Below are 14,982 nucleotides of genomic sequence, written 5' to 3'. Positions count from 1 at the left end.
TGAATAGGAACGAGAACCCAATGCGACATACCACCGGAAACACCTTTGCAGCTATCGCTGACAGCCTGATGCAGGCTGTGGTTGTTCTAGTGGTCGTCGTCAATGTCGTCGTCAACGTCGTCGTCTTGCATGGCGTCGGTGCCTCAGCGATGTAACGGGCTCGTTCAGTACAACACTGGAATAAACCCCCGCCAGCGCTCAGGCACCGGCGGGGGTTCTTGTTTTGACCCACCCCCCCCGCCGGTTGAGAAAATGGGTCAGAAGAGGAGTGCACAATGTTCAGGATGACCGGCGCAGAGCTTACCATACATTTGCTTGAACGGCAGGGAGTGCGGATCATTTCCGGCATACCCGGCGGGGCGAATCTGCCCTTGTACGATGCGCTTTCACGCAGTTCACTTATCCATCACGTTCTGGCCCGTCACGAGCAGGGGGCAGGATTCATCGCGCAGGGCATGGCACGGACCACGGGCAAGCCCGCAGTCTGTTTTGCCACTTCCGGCCCCGGAGCCACCAATATTCTCACGGCTATCGCCGACGCCAAGCTGGATTCGGTGCCCGTTATCTGCATTACCGGGCAAGTGCCGAGTATGCTGATGGGAACGGATGCGTTTCAGGAAGTGGATACCTACGGCATGAGCATTCCCATTACCAAGCACAACTTTCTTGTGCGGTCCGGCGCGGAACTGCTCGCCGTGATTCCGGAGGCCTTCCGCCTTGCCTCCTCAGGTCGCCCCGGCCCCATTCTGATAGACATTCCCCGCGACATTCAGGTTGGTGAAGTGAGCTTTGCCGAGTGGCCTGAGATCGGTGAGCCGGACCCCGCCCCAAGAGCCTATGATGCGGACCTTGAATCTGCGGTCGAGATGATCAATTCGGCCAAGCGCCCCGTGCTGTGGGTCGGCGGTGGTGTGGTTGCCGGAGGTGCCAGCGACAGGATTCTGGAACTGGCCACACGGTCGGCCATGCCGGTGACCATGACCCTCATGGGCCTTGGTGCCATTCCCAAGGATCACCCTCTGTCCATCGGCATGCTGGGCATGCATGCGGAGCGTTATACCAATATGGCGCTGGAGGCCTGCGATCTCATCATCGCGGCCGGTGTCCGTTTTGATGACCGTGCCACCGGCAAGGTGCAGGAATTCTGCCCGTCGGCCAGGGTTATTCACATTGATATCGACCACAGCGAAATTGACAAGATCCGCACGGCCTCCGTGGGCATTCTCGGCGATATCTGCGAAGTGATGGATGCCCTGTTGCCCAATGTGCAGCCCAATCCGAGAACCGAGTGGATGGACTTCATTACCGCGCTCAGAAACGCCTTTCCCCAGATGGCACCGCTCGAAGGTGGGTATGAGAGTCCCCAGAAGCTCATCCGCAGAATCGGTGAACTGGTTGAAGACGACACCATCGTCTGTACCGACGTGGGCAAGCATCAGATGTGGACTGCCCAGAGCTACCCCTTCAAGCAGGAACGGCAATGGCTTACCTCGGGCGGGCTCGGCACCATGGGCTTCGGTCTGCCTGCGGCTATTGGCGCTTCGCTCGCCGCACCGGACCGCAAGGTCATCTGCTTCAGCGGAGACGGCAGCCTGCTCATGAACATTCAGGAATTTGCCACCGCTGCCGAACAGCGGGTGAACGTGACCGTGGTGCTGCTGAACAACAACTGCCTCGGGCTGGTGCACCAGCAGCAGGAGCTGTTCTTCAACGCCAACTGCTTCTCATCTGAATATCAGATAGCAGTGGATTTCATGAAGATTGCGGAAGGTTTCGGCTGGCGCACGGTAAATCTGGCCGGTTGCAGCGATCCCGATGCCGTCCTCAGAGAGGCCTTTGCTCAGCGTGGACCCTGTCTCGTGCATGTTCCCGTGAGCAGGGAAGAAAGGGTGTTGCCCATGGTACCCCCAGGCGCAGCCAACCGCACGATGATTGAAGGAGAAATCAATGTCTAGCCAGATTACCCGCACGGTTCTTGATGTAACGGTAAGCAACCACGCCGGTGTCATGTCGCATGTGTGCGGCCTGTTTTCCCGGCGGGCCTTCAACGTGGAAGCTATTCTCTGTCTGCCCCTGAACGGTGGCGAAGTGAGCCGCATATGGCTGCTGGTGAACGAGGATGACCGGCTGGAGCAGATGATACGGCAGATGCGCAAACTGCAGGACGTGCACGACGTGCGCGTGAGCAGCGAGCATATCGGGGTGTTCAGTCAGCTTGGCACTGTCATGAATCGTTAGTGCGCTATAATGAAAGGGAGAGGAATGTCTGTTCTCTCCCTCCGGTCACGATTGGAGAGGTCTGCATAAAGCTGGTGTTGTCTGTGAGAGGGATGATTGTCCGGAATAAAAAAGCCCCCTGCAAGAGCAGGGGGCCTTTATTGTACCCATGGGTATGTAACGAACGAGGGAATTAAGCGAGCTGAGCGAGAAGGGTGTCCTTGATGGAGTCGATGGAGCCTTCGCCGTTCAGTTCAATGTACTTGGTCTCGCCCTTGGCAGCGAGGTCCTTGTAGAAGTAGGCAGCAGCGAGGGTGCCGTCCACGGTGTTGTAGTAAATGTCGTGACGCTTGTTGATGGCAGTTTCGTCCTGGTCATCAGCGCGGGAGGACAGAGCACCGCCACAGACGCGGCATACATCGCCGTTGGGCTTGATGGCGTCGATGAAGATGTTGTTGGGATGGTTGTTGTCGTTCTTGCAGAGACGACGGCCCATGATGCGGTTCTTGGCAACTTCGCGGGGCAGGAGGATTTCGATGACGTAATCCAGCTTGATACCTTCAGCGCGAAGAGCGTCGTACAGCTTCTCGGCCTGAACCATGTTGCGGGGGAAACCGTCGAGCAGCCAGCCGTTGGGACCGGCACCCTTCAGGGTTTCCAGAACCATGGGAATGGTGATGTCGTCCGGTACGAGGTCGCCGCGGTCGATGTATTCCTTGGCCTTTTTGCCGAGTTCGGTGCCGCCGCCGATGTGCTGACGGAAGATTGCACCGGATTCGATGTGGTCAAGGTTGTATTTCTTCTTCACCAGAGCACCCTGGGTGCCCTTGCCGCTGCCGTTAGGTCCGAAAGTGAGAATATTCACCTCATTCCTCCTTGTCATATATTTCACATGCTCTTAGCGTGAAGCAAGACTTACTGTCAACGGCGGGGCAGGGAAAATCCTGATTATCCGCGTGAAAACAGAATATTTCCGCCCGTGATCGTCGCTGTTTTACTACCGGGAAACTGGATGGTTTTGCCCCCTTCGTTGCGCAACCATACGGCATCCAGCCGTTCCAGCCCTTCCAGAAGTGCCTGACCGGTGCCGAGTTTGTCTAGACATCGTTTATACACCCGCAATCGCAGCGCTTTGTCCGCAGAGGATAGTACCGTGCGGGGGAGTACTATGGGGGCGGGGGCTGCAGCCTCTGCCGTGCTGCCGGCGGGACATGCCGCGCGGGGAGCGGAGGTATATTCCGAACGGTCTTCCAGAGAATCTCTGGAAGAAGTACTTTTATCCAACGATGCAAGAATGTTGTCTTCCGCATGCTGCCAGTAGTCAGCGTCTGTCCGTGCCAGCCGCCATAGACCGGCAACTGAAGAGAGAAACGCGGGGTTTTCCCGCATGAAAAGAGGCAGAAATTCGGCCCTGACCCTGTTGCGCAGATAGGTCGGGTCGCTGTTGGAACTATCTTCGCACCACGGTATGCCGGACTCTTCTAGAAAGGCTTCAAGCTTGTTCCTTTCTGTCACAAGCAGAGGGCGGATGAGGCGGCGATCCATGCAGGTAGCTTCCATACCCCCCAATGCGGGCCAGCCGGTTCCGCGCATGAGCCGCATGAGCATGTCTTCCGCAAGATCGTTGAGATGGTGAGCTGTGACTATGTAGTCGCAGTCTGATTCCACGCGGGCTTTTTCCAGAAAGGCGTATCGGGCGTTGCGGGCAGCTTCCTCAATGCCGGTTCCGGCCTCCAGCGCGCGTGCTGCAACATCTTCTGAGCCGAGCGTGCAGGGAATGCCCATGGCTGCGCAGCGCTGCTGTACGATGACGCCCTCAGCGGACGATTCCGGCCGCAGACGATGATCAAGGTGTGCCACGGCAAGGCGGCAGCCAAGGCGCTCCTGCAGGCAGCGAAGAATGATGAGCAGGGCGGTGGAATCACATCCGCCCGAGCAGGCGACAAGAAGCCCCTTGCCCGAGAGCGCTTCTCCGGTAAGGCCCATGCCTTGGCGGATGAATTGCTCGACATGCAGACAAAGACGCGCCTGAGCTGGTGTCAGCTCGCGCAATGCGGCGGGGAGATGGGCGGGTGGTTGTGTGCGCATGTTGTTTACCCTCACGTTGTGTCCGTGTGAGCTGTACCCTGTGAGCAGTACCGGACGAATGGTACGGACGAATTGGGCCTTGAGAAAGCAAGCCCCTTCTGGTGTGTACACACGGAAGGGGCTGCGAAAACATCATTGTCAGAGACGCCTTGTTCCGGACGCGTGCTGCTGGCAGGTTTTTCCGGAAGAGGGCGCGTGTTACACGTAAATGCCAAGGTCCATGAGCATGTCGTCCATGTACTGGAGCATATGCGTGCGCAGTTCGGGCGAAGGATAGGCAACACACTCGCAGCGCAGTTTGTTGCGGGCCCGCACCAGTAGTTCAAGGCGCAGGGAATCGCCCACTATTTCCAGTGCCATGCAGTGCGGAGCGCAGTCCGTGTGTTCAAGCTGCACATCGCTGAGCATGGCCTTGGGCAGGGGGAGCCAGTATATGCCGGGCATACTGCCGGAAAGTTCCATGGCGTCCAGATGGTCTTTTACCTTCTTGAGGTCTTCCGCGGTCAGGTCTTCAAAAACGTACAGTCGCATGCGTAAACTCCGAATTTCAGTGCGCGTAATGATGCTGGATGGTACCGGACAGGAGGATACTCAGTTCTTCCTGCGGCGGTGCCCGTGGGCAAGGTCGTGTACGGAATCGTTATCCAGATTGAACATGCGCCGCGTAATGTCGATATAGCGGTCCCCGGCCTCTTCTTCCTCATGTCTGCGCTTGAGGAAGGATATGGGCTCATGGTTCATTTTCTTGGCCACGGCTATCATGGCGCAGCGCAGGACCTTTTCGGTATCACCGTTGGCGCCATCAAGGCGCTTCATACACTTTATCAGCTCTTCTTCGACAATGGCCTCGGAACGGTTCACAAGGTCCACGATGGTGGGCTGCAGCTCCAGCGAGCGCAGCCACTTGCTGAAAGTCTGGGTTTCGCTTTCCACAATGGCACGGGCCTTCTGGGCCTCTTCCTGCCGCTGGGCGAGGTTTTCCTCGACCACTTCCTTCAGGTCGTCAATGTCGTAGAGATAGACGTTGTCCAGCCCGTTCACGTCCGGGTCTATGTCCCGCGGCACGGCGATGTCGATGAAGAACATGGGGCGGTTCTTGCGTTTCTTCAGGACGTTGCGAATGTCCTTGGCCCGGATGATGGCCTCGTGGGCACCCGTGGACGAGATAATGATATCCACCTTCTCCAGCTGGGTGAACAGGTCGGAAAAGGCTATGGCCTCGCCGTTGAACTGCTCGGCGAGCAACTGCCCGCGCTCGAAGGTGCGGTTCGCAACGTAGATTTTCTTGATGCCGTTGTTCAGCAGGTGCGTGGCAGCAAGTTCTGCCATTTCACCGGCGCCGATGAGCATGGCGGAATATTCGCTCATGTCGCCGAAAATGCGCTTTGCCAGTTCAACGGCGGCATAGGAAATGGAAACAGCGCTTGAGGCCACACCTGTTTCGGTGCGTACCCGTTTGGCAACGGAGAATGCCTTGTGCAGCAGCCTGTTCAGGATGACACGGGTGGCGTTGCGGTCCACAGCCTCGTGGTATGCGGTCTTGAGCTGGCCCAGAATCTGGGGTTCGCCCACAACGAGGGAGTCAAGGCTGGAAGCAACGGTGAACAGGTGTTGCACCGCATCCAGCCCCTTGTGCTTGTAGACGTATGGTTCAAGGTCGTCCACGCGTTGTCCGCGGGCGTCAGCCCAGCACTTTATGACGTGGTTGATGACGCCGTCGCCTTCTCCCACCACGATGATTTCCACGCGGTTGCAGGTGGAAAGGACCATGGCTTCCTTGATGCACCCTTCAACGGGAACAACGCCCGGTTCCAGATGCTTACAGTCGGTTAGTGCGAATTTTTCACGCACTTCAACCGTGGCAGTCTTGTGATTGAGGCCGATAAGATAGATGTCGCGATCCATGATGAATTACTACTGAATGAAGCTGTGGTGGGTAGGCATGAAGACGTTGATCCCGATGAGAGAAAAAACGCTGATGGCAAACAGCCAGATAACGGCCTTGGCTGCCTTGCGTCCTCGCCATCCGGCGGCAAGACGCTGATGGAACAGCCATGCAAAGACAAACCAGACGAAAATGGAAACTATTTCCTTGGGGTCGGCCGAAAGCAGGCGTCCCCATGCAAGGCGGGCCCATATGAAGCCGGAGGCCATGCCGATGGTATATAAGGGGAAGCCGGCCATGACGGCAACGTGGTTCACGCGGTCAAAGGTGGCCAGCGCGGGCATATCCTTGTCAAAATCGGTGAGCTGTTCCTTGGTTTTAATCTTGCGTTCCAGGCGGATGAAGATGAGCCCCGCGCCAAAGGCCATGGCCAGCAGGCCGAAGCTGAGGAACAGGGTGCCTATATGCAGGCCGAAGAACATGCCGGTCCATTCTTCAGGCAGTTTGCCCTGCACGGTGGTGAGGGTAAAGGAGCCTATGAACAGAAGCATGGCCAGTGGCGATGCCGTGAGGCCGAGGAACGAAAGGCGCATGCGCCACCACAGGAAGAAGTAGATGAACAGCAGGCTCCATGAAAGGAACTGAATGTAGTATCCCTTCGACAGGTCGAAATCGCTGCCCATCATGGCAAAAAGCAACATGCCGCTGTGCAGCGCAAAGCCCGCAACGGCTGACCAGTTGGACAGCTTTTTGAGTTGATCCTTCCTCAGCACCGTTCCGGCTATGATCAGCAGGGTGCCAAGGGCATACAGGACGATGATGAGCAGGGAGAACAGCTCAGACAAGTTCATGCAGCAACTCTCCTATGTGGGGGTGCAGTTCTTGCGGTAACAGTTCTGTCAGTATTGTTTCGGCACCGGTCCTGTCTTTGCTCTGCAAAGCGTCCATAAGGCCGGAACCTGCGATGGTTCGAAACAGCTTGGTATTCTGCCCTGTCTCTTCGCCGCGCGCAAGGACAAGCGGACGAAGACGACCCATGAGCACAACCATGCCGGAAAAGCGGTTGCCCACGAATTCCTGCAGTTCCATGCGGATGCGGCGTGCAAGCGCAGGGCTGTTGCCGCCCGTGCTCAGTGCCACAATAAGCTCGCCCGCTTCGAAATGGGCAGGCACGATGAAGTCCCCTTCTTCAGGGGCATCTATGACATTGCACAGCACGGAGTGGTTCCGGCAGGCAAGGGCAACGGATTCATTGACAGTACGGCTGCCCGTGCAGGCAAAGACCAGAGCCCGCCCCAGAACATCGGAGGCGGTAAAGGGCCGGTCCTGATAGGTGACAGCAGGGTGCGAAAGCAGGTCTTTCAGCTCCTGATCGGTAATACCGTCAAGACGGAAGGTGTCCAGCACCAGAATCTCTACAGGCTCTGCAGCAAGCAACGACGCGAGTTTGCGGCGTCCCACGTCGCCGATACCCACTATGAGGCACCGTTTGCCACGCATGTCTAGAAAGGTTGGATAATACCGCATGGGGCTTTATACAGAGCCGTAACCGTAAAGTAAAACATGAATTTGAAGATGTTTCAGACTTACGCGGGAGGAAGTGACGCTCCCTCTGCGGGCCACCCTTGCCGTATGCGGCCTGATCCGGTAATGATGTCGGGGAAATAGGGCAGTTTTTTGTTCTTTTCCTTTGCGTAGGCGGCCTTCGGGCGGCAAGGGAAATGGCACTGCTTTGCGGTGCATGGATGAAGGTTGCGGACTCCGGCGGTATGGCCGGAAGGATGATATGGAATAAACATGTCGAAATATCTGGTTATTCAGCTGGCCCGGTTCGGCGACCTGCTGCAGACGAAGCGGCTTATCCTGTCCTTGCAGCAGGGGGGCAACGAAGTTCACCTGTGTATAGACCGCTCGCTCGTTTCCCTTGCTTCTCTCATCTATCCCGATGTGCGGGTGCATGGCATTCAGGCACACGGGACAACAACGGCGGAAGAGGTGCTTGCTGCAAACCTGCCGTTGTTTGCGGCAATGCAGGCCGAGAAGTTTGACGGTGTGTTCAACCTCAATTTTTCAGGCCTTAACTTTGCCATGGCCACACTTTTTGATCCGGCCGTTGTGCACGGGTATCGCACAGAAGGCGGCCAGCCTCTGAAAGACCATTGGATGCGTCTTGCTTTCCGCTGGACACGCAACCGGCGTACCAGCCCGCTGAACCTTATGGATTTCTGGGGTCTGCTGGCTCCGGACCCCATTGTGCCTGAGGCGGTGAACCCCATTGCCATGCGTAAGGGGGGCGGCATCGGTGTGGTGCTTGCCGGACGCAATTCGCGTCGTTCCCTGCCCGTGAACATGCTTGCGGATTGCGTGCAGGCCGTTTTCGAGGCGCACGGCGGCCCCAAGGTGACCCTGCTGGGAACAAAGGCCGAGGCTCAACTGGGCAGCCAGCTCATGCGTAAATTTGACGGTCCCTTGCTGCAGCGTACGGAAAACCTTGTGGGGCGCACGGACTTTGCCGGGCTGCTGGACTGCGTGGGCGCACTGGATGTGGTGCTCACGCCCGATACCGGCACCATGCACCTTGCGGCGCACTTGGGCACCCCCGTGCAGGCATTCTTTCTTTCTTCGGCATGGTCGCATGAAACCGGCCCCTATGGCCTCGGTCACCGCATCTGGCAGGCCGTGCTGCCGTGTTCTCCCTGTCTTGAATCACGCCCCTGTCCCATAAACACGCAGTGTCTGAATGTGTTTGCCGATCCGAAGTTCCTGAAGATTCTGGCGGGCAAGTTCGATGACGATTATCCCGCCAATGTGATAGGGCAGGTGAGTATGCTCGACGCTGTGGGCGTGACATATATGCCCGTGTTCGGACAGGACGATGCCTCGCCGCAGCGCAAGGACCAGCGCGGCCTTGTGGCCGAACGCTTCGGGCTTATGGAGCTGGCTTCCATAGGTGATAACGCGCAGGCGGCTTTGCTGTTTCAGGAATCCGACTGGATGCTCCCGCAAGATAACGCCGGGCTTGCCGGTGATTTATAGAAAAAGGATAGCGTAATGACAGCCTTGGCACATTCTCTGCGAGTTCTGGTTGTGCTTCCCTTGTATGGTGGTTCTCTGCCCGTGGGACGTTTTTGCGTTGAGGGGCTGAAAGAACAGGGGCACACGGTGGAGGTTTTTGAAGCCCCCTCGTTCCATTCCGCCTTTTCGGCATTGAAGGACCTGCGTGTTACCACGGACAGGCTCGAATATCTGGAAAACAGCTTTCTGCAGGTTGTCTCACAGGCCGTGCTCGCCAAGGTGGAGACCTTTGAACCCGATCTGGTGCTCTGTCTTGCGCAGGCTCCGCTGAACCGTCAGGCATTGAAGCGCCTGCGTAAAGACGGGGTGGCCACGGCCATGTGGTTTGTGGAAGACTACCGGCTTTTTACCTACTGGCGCGGGTTTGCACCATTCTATGACTTTTTTGCGGTTATTCAGCATGAGCCGTTCCTCAGCGAGTTGCGCGACATAGGTGTCGAGAATGCGCTGTATCTGCCCATGGCGGCGCTGCCTTCCATGCACAGGAAGCTGGAACTGAGCTCGGCGGAGCAGCGCAAGTACGGTTCGGATGTCTCCTTTCTCGGGGCGGGCTATCCGAACCGCCGCATTGCCTTCAGGCAGCTGACACATCTTGATTTCAAGATATGGGGAACGGAATGGGATGGTGAACCTCTGCTTGAGCGCCATGTGCAGATGAAGGGCGCACGCATTTCTTCTGAAGATTGTGTGAAGATTTACAACGCCACCAAGATCAACCTGAACCTGCATTCCAGCGTGGACGCCAGAGAACTGGTAAGCGGCGGAGACTTCGTCAACCCGCGCACCTTTGAGCTTGCCGCCTGTGGTGCCTTCCAGCTTGTGGACAGGCGCACGCTCATGCGCGACCTGTTTGATAGTGACGAGCTTGTCACCTTTGGTTCCATGGAGGAACTGCTCGACAAGATCCAGACCTATCTTGGCGATGAATCCGCACGGGTTGCCGTGGCGGAAAAAGCGAAGGCCCGCGTGCTGCGCGATCACACCTATGCCGCGCGTATGCGAACCCTGACGGAGTTCATTGCCTCGCGCCGCGAGGGCTGGCCTGCTCCGCGCAAGGAATCTGCCGCCCTTCCGGCGGATATCCCCGCGGAACTGCGCGAAGAGCTTGCTGCCCTCATGCAGCGGTTGGGCATTCCTGCCGATGCGGCATTTCAGGATATTGTCTGGGCCATCCGCCAGCAGAACGGGCAGCTTTCCTCTGTAGAAACAGCTGTGTTGTTTCTGGACGAGTGGAAGAAGCAGTACCAGCAATAGGTGTAAGTTTCAGCCTTTAAAATCTGTGGTTGAAGACTTTTTCAAATGAAAGCGGGAGCATACATGGTATGCTCCCGCTTGTATTCTCTAGTCCGGTTGTTTATCTGCTATTGTACGGAGTTTTTCTTTGTGTCGATGGGGCAGTCTGTATCTGCCTCAGCGTAGGCTATGCAGGTTAATGTGTCCTTGAAGGTTTCGGTATTCTCGTTCTTCCTGCTCGTATCTTCATGTTCTTTCTGTTCGGGACACGGGCAATCCGTATTAGCCTCTGCAAAGGCGGTGCAGAGCATTGCTTTTTCAAAGTTGTTTTTCAAGGTAGTATAGGGGGTAGCTGTCATGGCGTTAACCTCCTTATCTCCGGTAACAGTTCCGGTTATACCTTATAGAATAGGTCGGAAATAGGTTTTGTCAAGTTTTCGCAGTGTAACTATCACTATTTCAATGAGTTGCTAATCGAAATCATCATCGTGTTCATAGCTGGTTTCACTTGGAGGCAAAGCGGCCATTGCGGTATTGGGGGTGTGGGCTATCCCTCCAAGTGAGAAGAAGCTGATGGCATCGTTGAGATTTTGCGCCTGATCGGAGAGTTGCACGGATGAAGCTGCCAGTTCTTCCGAGGCGGACGCGTTGCTTTGCACGACGGAATCCAGCTGCTGGATGGCCTTGTTCACCTGTTCCGCACCGGCATACTGTTCGTTATTGGCAGCGGTGATCTCTTGAACCAGCCCTGCGGTTTCCCGTATGTTGGGGACGACCGAGCGCAGTTTTGCACCAGCTTCCTGTGCGATTTTTACACTGCCAATGGAGAGAGAACTAATTTCCGAGGCAGCCGCTCCGGAGCGTTCGGCCAGTTTGCGTACTTCCGATGCCACAACGGCAAAGCCCTTGCCGTGTTCGCCTGCCCGTGCGGCTTCTATGGCGGCATTCAGTGCCAGAAGGTTGGTTTGCCGTGCGATTTCTTCAACAATGACAATCTTTTCAGAAATGGTCTTCATGGCCGCTTCGGTCTTGTTGACCGCTTCTCCCCCTTCTTCGGCATCCTTGGCAGCCTGCAATGCCATTTGCTCTGTCTTGCGCGTGTTTTCTGCATTCTGTTTGATATTTGCGGTCATCTCTTCAACAGAGGCCGAGATTTCTTCAACCGCTGCCGCTTGTTCTGTTGCACCTTCCGAGAGGGTCTGACTTGATCTGGAAAGCTCTCTCATGCTCGTGTTCAGGCTCAGGGAGCTGGACTGCACACTGGCGACGACCCGGCTGGTCTGATCAATCATGGTCTGCAGAGCATGGCCCAGAGTACCGAGTTCGTCGTTGCCCGGCACGTGGATGTGGGTGTCCAGATTACCTCCCGCAACATTCTTGGCGGCTCCCAGGCACTGGGCCAGTGGAGCGAGAATGCGCTTTTTGAGGGTGATCAGGATAGCGGTGGCCGCAAGTATGGCAAAGCTGAGGCAGCTTGCCTGAATGATGAGCAGGGTGCGTATGTTTGCTTCCGCCTTTGCCTGCAGCATGACCACGGCCTTGTTCATGGCGGCCAGAACCTGCACGCTGAAGGCCGGGATCTTGCGGGCGACCTTGGTGTCGTTCTTCAACGCTGCTTCAATCATGCCCTTGTATTCGGTCCAGAGTTCCTTGCCGGTAACAAGCTGCAGGTGCACATCAGGTGGGGGGGCAGGGAGTAGGCCTTTGGGACCGGCCATGTCCAGAGTGAGGGGGGCGCTGCCACCATTTGCAAGTGCTTCAAGTGATACTTCAAATATCTGCATGGAAGAGCGGACCTGTTTCTCTGCGGCGGCTTTGTCGTCCGCACTTATGAAGCTCAACGTTTCCTTCGCAATCTTCTGGGTCAGCATGCGCTGTCTGCCACCAAGGTTGATGGCAAGCCCGTCTTTTGCCTGATCCTGTGTAACGTATACCGTACCGCCGAACATGACGACGATGATGAGGAACAGCGCACATACAGGAAGTATCAGTCGAAATCGAATGCTCACGGAAGCCTCCATGACCTGATCTGGTAGTTTTGATTACTAACCAGTATAATCGAAGTACCAATACTGAGTATGATATTTGCTGTATGAAGAAATGGAAAAGCCCCTGCTGCATGAAGCGGCAGGGGCCTGTCTGTTGTGATGCGGGAAAAGGGCGGGGCTTACGCGTCATGCGTGATCTGCGTGCCGATACCCTTGTCGGTGAAGAGTTCAAGGAGCACGGAGTTTTCAAGCCGGCCATCGATGATCATGGCCTTTTCCACACCTTCTTCAAGGGCTTCAAGGCAGCATTTGACCTTGGGGATCATGCCGCCCTGCAACACTCCCTGTTCGAAGAGTCCGTGAACCTGGCGCACTGTGAGCGAGGAGAGCAGTTCCTTGTTCTTGTCCAGTATGCCGGCAACATCGGTGAGCAGCAGCAGGCGCTTTGCCTTGAGCGCACCGGCCACGGCACCGGCCACGGCGTCTGCGTTTATGTTGTAGGTGACGCCTTCATCATCCACGCCAACGGGGGCGATGACGGGCACATAGCCGTCGCGCTCAAGCGAGCGGAGCAGAGAGGTTTCCACCCCGACCACTTCGCCCACCTTGCCAAGGTCGATAATTTCCGGCGTGCGCTTGAAGTTCTCTATTACCATCTCCATCTTGCGGGCGCGGATGAGCCTGCCGTCCTTGCCGGAAAGCCCCACTGCCTTGCAGCCCGCAAGGTTGAGCATGTTCACGATTTCCTTGTTCACCTTGCCCACGAGCACCATTTCCACCACGTCCATGGTGGCGTCGTCGGTAACGCGCAGTCCTTCGCGGAAGTGGCTCTGAATGTTCAGCGCTTCCAGCATTCTGCCAATCTGGGGGCCGCCGCCGTGAACGATCACGGGATTGATGCCCACATACTTGAGCAGTACGATGTTAAGAGCAAAGGCACGGCCGAGTTCAGCGTCCTTCATTGCATGGCCACCGTACTTGATGACGACGGTCTCGCCGTGGAACTGACGCATATAGGGCAGGGATTCGATAAGAACCCGCGACTTCATTTTGTCTTTTTCATGCTGGTCCATGCACTATGCTCCCGTACGGATCGGATTGTTCTGGCTGGGGTTACAGAATATACCGGCTGAGGTCGCGGTCTTCGCGGACATCGGCCAGTTGCTGCTGCACAAAGTCACGGTCTATCACAAGCGAATCGCCGGAACGGTCGGGCGCTTCAAAGGATATTTCCGCAAGAATACGTTCCATGATCGTATACAGACGCCGGGCACCGATGTTCTCGGTTTCCTGGTTCGTCATTTCGGCAAAGGCGGCAATTTCTTCAAGGCCGTCTTCGGTAAAGTCAATGCTGACACCTTCCGTGGCAAGAAGCGCCTTGTACTGGATGGTGAGGGCGTTGCGCGGTTCCTTGAGAATGCGCAAAAACTCTTCCTTGCCCAGAGCGGAAAGCTCGGTACGCAGCGGGAAGCGGCCCTGCAGTTCGGGGATGAGGTCAGAAGGCTTGGCATAGTGAAAGGCACCGGCACCGATGAAGAGAATATGGTCGGTGCGCACCATGCCATATTTCGTGTTCACGACGCTGCCTTCGACTATGGGCAGCAGGTCGCGCTGCACGCCGTCGCGGGATATGTCGGCGCTTTTGCCCCCGTGTTCGGAACTGGCGATCTTGTCGATTTCATCAATGAAGATGATACCCGTCTGCTCCACACGCTCGCGTGCAAGTTCCGCCACCTTGTCGGGGTCGATGAGCCGTGCTGCTTCCTGCTCGATAAGCAGGGCAAAGGCGTCGCCCACGCGCATGCGGCGCTTCTTGCGCTTGGCAGGAAAGGCCTTGCTGAATACGTCCTTGAACTGGGAGCCTATCTCTTCCATGCCCGGTATGGTCATGACTTCGAGATGCGGCCCGCTCTGCATTTCCACTTCCATTTCCACTTCGCGGTCGTCCAGTTTGCCCTGACGGAACATCTGGCGCATCTTGTCGCGCGTGGAATCGCCCGCAGGGGCGGGAGAAGGTGTGGGGGCGTCGAACGAGGTCATGGGAGGAGAGGAAAGGCGGGAGCCGGGCAACAGCAGGTCCAGCAAGCTTTCTTCCGCATTGGCCTCGGCCTTGGTGCGCACGCGCTCGGTCTCTTCTTCACGGATGAGGGCAATGCCCAGTTCCATGAGATCGCGGACCATGGATTCGACATCTCGTCCCACATAGCCCACTTCAGTGAACTTGGTGGCCTCGACCTTGACGAAGGGAGATCCGGAAAGCTTGGCGAGTCGCCGGGCAATCTCCGTCTTTCCCACTCCGGTGGGGCCCATCATGATGATGTTCTTGGGGGCTATTTCGTCGCGCAGGCCGGGTTCGATCTGCTGGCGTCTCCAGCGGTTGCGCATGGCTACGGCCACCATGCGTTTGGCATCCTTCTGACCGATGATATACTTGTCCAGTTCGGACACTATTTCTCTGGGGGTGAGAGAGCTCATGGAAACTCCTGAAAGCTTTGA

At 56.7% G+C, this 14,982-nt stretch carries 15 protein-coding genes; 5 read left to right on the top strand and 10 right to left on the bottom strand.

Annotated elements, in window-relative coordinates; translation table 11 throughout:
• Window positions 1-20: 20 nt before the first annotated feature.
• The 3 genes from HUV30_RS18470 to ilvN all read left to right on the top strand — a co-directional run bounded on the left by HUV30_RS18470 (window position 21) and on the right by ilvN (window position 2,238).
• On the top strand, window positions 21-155 hold the full coding sequence (locus HUV30_RS18470) for a hypothetical protein (RefSeq protein ID WP_269891400.1): 135 nt from the start codon (window positions 21-23) through the stop codon (window positions 153-155).
• Window positions 156-275: 120 nt separating this feature from the next.
• The gene (gene ilvB, locus HUV30_RS11600) at window positions 276-1,955 is read left to right on the top strand and encodes an acetolactate synthase large subunit (RefSeq protein ID WP_174405608.1); all 1,680 of its coding nucleotides are present in this window, start codon (window positions 276-278) and stop codon (window positions 1,953-1,955) included.
• Window positions 1,948-2,238, top strand: coding sequence for an acetolactate synthase small subunit (ilvN, locus tag HUV30_RS11595; protein ID WP_174405607.1), 291 nt, complete (start codon window positions 1,948-1,950; stop codon window positions 2,236-2,238). The genes ilvB and ilvN overlap by 8 nt, the downstream gene beginning before the upstream one ends.
• A gap of 172 nt (window positions 2,239-2,410) precedes the next feature.
• On the opposite strand, the gene HUV30_RS11590 is transcribed toward ilvN, so the two are convergent.
• The 6 genes from HUV30_RS11590 to HUV30_RS11565 all read right to left on the bottom strand — a co-directional run bounded on the left by HUV30_RS11590 (window position 2,411) and on the right by HUV30_RS11565 (window position 7,717).
• Window positions 2,411-3,082 carry an adenylate kinase gene (locus HUV30_RS11590; protein ID WP_174405606.1) on the bottom strand — a complete coding sequence of 224 codons (672 nt, stop codon included), beginning with the start codon at window positions 3,080-3,082 and terminating at the stop codon, window positions 2,411-2,413.
• Window positions 3,083-3,165: 83 nt separating this feature from the next.
• Window positions 3,166-4,305, bottom strand: coding sequence for a tRNA lysidine(34) synthetase TilS (tilS, locus tag HUV30_RS11585; RefSeq protein WP_174405605.1), 1,140 nt, complete (start codon window positions 4,303-4,305; stop codon window positions 3,166-3,168).
• A gap of 198 nt (window positions 4,306-4,503) precedes the next feature.
• Window positions 4,504-4,836 carry a hypothetical protein gene (locus HUV30_RS11580; protein ID WP_174405604.1) on the bottom strand — a complete coding sequence of 111 codons (333 nt, stop codon included), beginning with the start codon at window positions 4,834-4,836 and terminating at the stop codon, window positions 4,504-4,506.
• 60 nt (window positions 4,837-4,896) lie between these two features.
• Window positions 4,897-6,210 carry a glutamyl-tRNA reductase gene (gene hemA / locus HUV30_RS11575; protein ID WP_174405603.1) on the bottom strand — a complete coding sequence of 438 codons (1,314 nt, stop codon included), beginning with the start codon at window positions 6,208-6,210 and terminating at the stop codon, window positions 4,897-4,899.
• A gap of 9 nt (window positions 6,211-6,219) precedes the next feature.
• Entirely contained in the window at window positions 6,220-7,041 is an 822-nt protein-coding gene (locus HUV30_RS11570; protein ID WP_174405602.1) for a cytochrome C assembly family protein, read from the bottom strand.
• Entirely contained in the window at window positions 7,028-7,717 is a 690-nt protein-coding gene (locus HUV30_RS11565; RefSeq protein WP_174405601.1) for a precorrin-2 dehydrogenase/sirohydrochlorin ferrochelatase family protein, read from the bottom strand. The genes HUV30_RS11570 and HUV30_RS11565 overlap by 14 nt, the downstream gene beginning before the upstream one ends.
• Before the next feature lie 270 nt (window positions 7,718-7,987).
• On the opposite strand from HUV30_RS11565, the gene HUV30_RS11560 reads away from it, so the two are divergent.
• Together HUV30_RS11560 and HUV30_RS11555 are read left to right on the top strand one after the other, a co-directional pair.
• Window positions 7,988-9,226 (top strand): glycosyltransferase family 9 protein, encoded by a 1,239-nt coding sequence (locus HUV30_RS11560; RefSeq protein ID WP_174405600.1) that lies wholly within the window; start codon window positions 7,988-7,990, stop codon window positions 9,224-9,226.
• A gap of 15 nt (window positions 9,227-9,241) precedes the next feature.
• Window positions 9,242-10,519: a CgeB family protein gene (locus HUV30_RS11555; RefSeq protein ID WP_174405599.1), complete on the top strand. Its 1,278-nt coding sequence runs from the start codon at window positions 9,242-9,244 to the stop codon at window positions 10,517-10,519.
• 107 nt (window positions 10,520-10,626) lie between these two features.
• Here the strand turns inward: HUV30_RS11555 and HUV30_RS11550 are convergent, their stop codons facing one another.
• The 4 genes from HUV30_RS11550 to hslU all read right to left on the bottom strand — a co-directional run bounded on the left by HUV30_RS11550 (window position 10,627) and on the right by hslU (window position 14,961).
• Window positions 10,627-10,857 (bottom strand): hypothetical protein, encoded by a 231-nt coding sequence (locus HUV30_RS11550; protein ID WP_174405598.1) that lies wholly within the window; start codon window positions 10,855-10,857, stop codon window positions 10,627-10,629.
• Window positions 10,858-10,968: 111 nt separating this feature from the next.
• Entirely contained in the window at window positions 10,969-12,507 is a 1,539-nt protein-coding gene (locus HUV30_RS11545) for a methyl-accepting chemotaxis protein (protein ID WP_174405597.1), read from the bottom strand.
• 158 nt (window positions 12,508-12,665) lie between these two features.
• Window positions 12,666-13,559 carry an acetylglutamate kinase gene (gene argB / locus HUV30_RS11540; protein ID WP_174405596.1) on the bottom strand — a complete coding sequence of 298 codons (894 nt, stop codon included), beginning with the start codon at window positions 13,557-13,559 and terminating at the stop codon, window positions 12,666-12,668.
• Between the two features lie 40 nt (window positions 13,560-13,599).
• The gene (gene hslU, locus HUV30_RS11535) at window positions 13,600-14,961 is read right to left on the bottom strand and encodes an ATP-dependent protease ATPase subunit HslU (RefSeq protein ID WP_174405595.1); all 1,362 of its coding nucleotides are present in this window, start codon (window positions 14,959-14,961) and stop codon (window positions 13,600-13,602) included.
• Window positions 14,962-14,982 lie beyond the last annotated feature (21 nt).

The sequence above is a fragment of the Desulfovibrio subterraneus genome, assembly GCF_013340285.1.
GTDB classification, from domain to species: Bacteria; Desulfobacterota; Desulfovibrionia; order Desulfovibrionales; family Desulfovibrionaceae; genus Halodesulfovibrio; species Halodesulfovibrio subterraneus.
Note: the sequence above shows the minus strand (reverse complement) of the source record. Positions and strands in the feature narration are given on the sequence as shown.

Excerpts from the sequence above, each read along its gene's own strand:
- HUV30_RS18470 (WP_269891400.1), top strand. The coding sequence starts at position 21 with ATGCGACATACCACCGGAAACACCTTTGCAGCTATCGCTGACAGCCTG.
- ilvB (WP_174405608.1), top strand. The coding sequence starts at position 276 with ATGTTCAGGATGACCGGCGCAGAGCTTACCATACATTTGCTTGAACGG.
- ilvN (WP_174405607.1), top strand. The coding sequence starts at position 1,948 with ATGTCTAGCCAGATTACCCGCACGGTTCTTGATGTAACGGTAAGCAAC.
- tilS (WP_174405605.1), bottom strand. The coding sequence starts at position 4,305 with ATGCGCACACAACCACCCGCCCATCTCCCCGCCGCATTGCGCGAGCTG.
- HUV30_RS11580 (WP_174405604.1), bottom strand. The coding sequence starts at position 4,836 with ATGCGACTGTACGTTTTTGAAGACCTGACCGCGGAAGACCTCAAGAAG.
- hemA (WP_174405603.1), bottom strand. The coding sequence starts at position 6,210 with ATGGATCGCGACATCTATCTTATCGGCCTCAATCACAAGACTGCCACG.
- HUV30_RS11570 (WP_174405602.1), bottom strand. The coding sequence starts at position 7,041 with ATGAACTTGTCTGAGCTGTTCTCCCTGCTCATCATCGTCCTGTATGCC.
- HUV30_RS11565 (WP_174405601.1), bottom strand. The coding sequence starts at position 7,717 with ATGCGGTATTATCCAACCTTTCTAGACATGCGTGGCAAACGGTGCCTC.
- HUV30_RS11560 (WP_174405600.1), top strand. The coding sequence starts at position 7,988 with ATGTCGAAATATCTGGTTATTCAGCTGGCCCGGTTCGGCGACCTGCTG.
- HUV30_RS11555 (WP_174405599.1), top strand. The coding sequence starts at position 9,242 with ATGACAGCCTTGGCACATTCTCTGCGAGTTCTGGTTGTGCTTCCCTTG.
- HUV30_RS11550 (WP_174405598.1), bottom strand. The coding sequence starts at position 10,857 with ATGACAGCTACCCCCTATACTACCTTGAAAAACAACTTTGAAAAAGCA.
- argB (WP_174405596.1), bottom strand. The coding sequence starts at position 13,559 with ATGGACCAGCATGAAAAAGACAAAATGAAGTCGCGGGTTCTTATCGAA.
- hslU (WP_174405595.1), bottom strand. The coding sequence starts at position 14,961 with ATGAGCTCTCTCACCCCCAGAGAAATAGTGTCCGAACTGGACAAGTAT.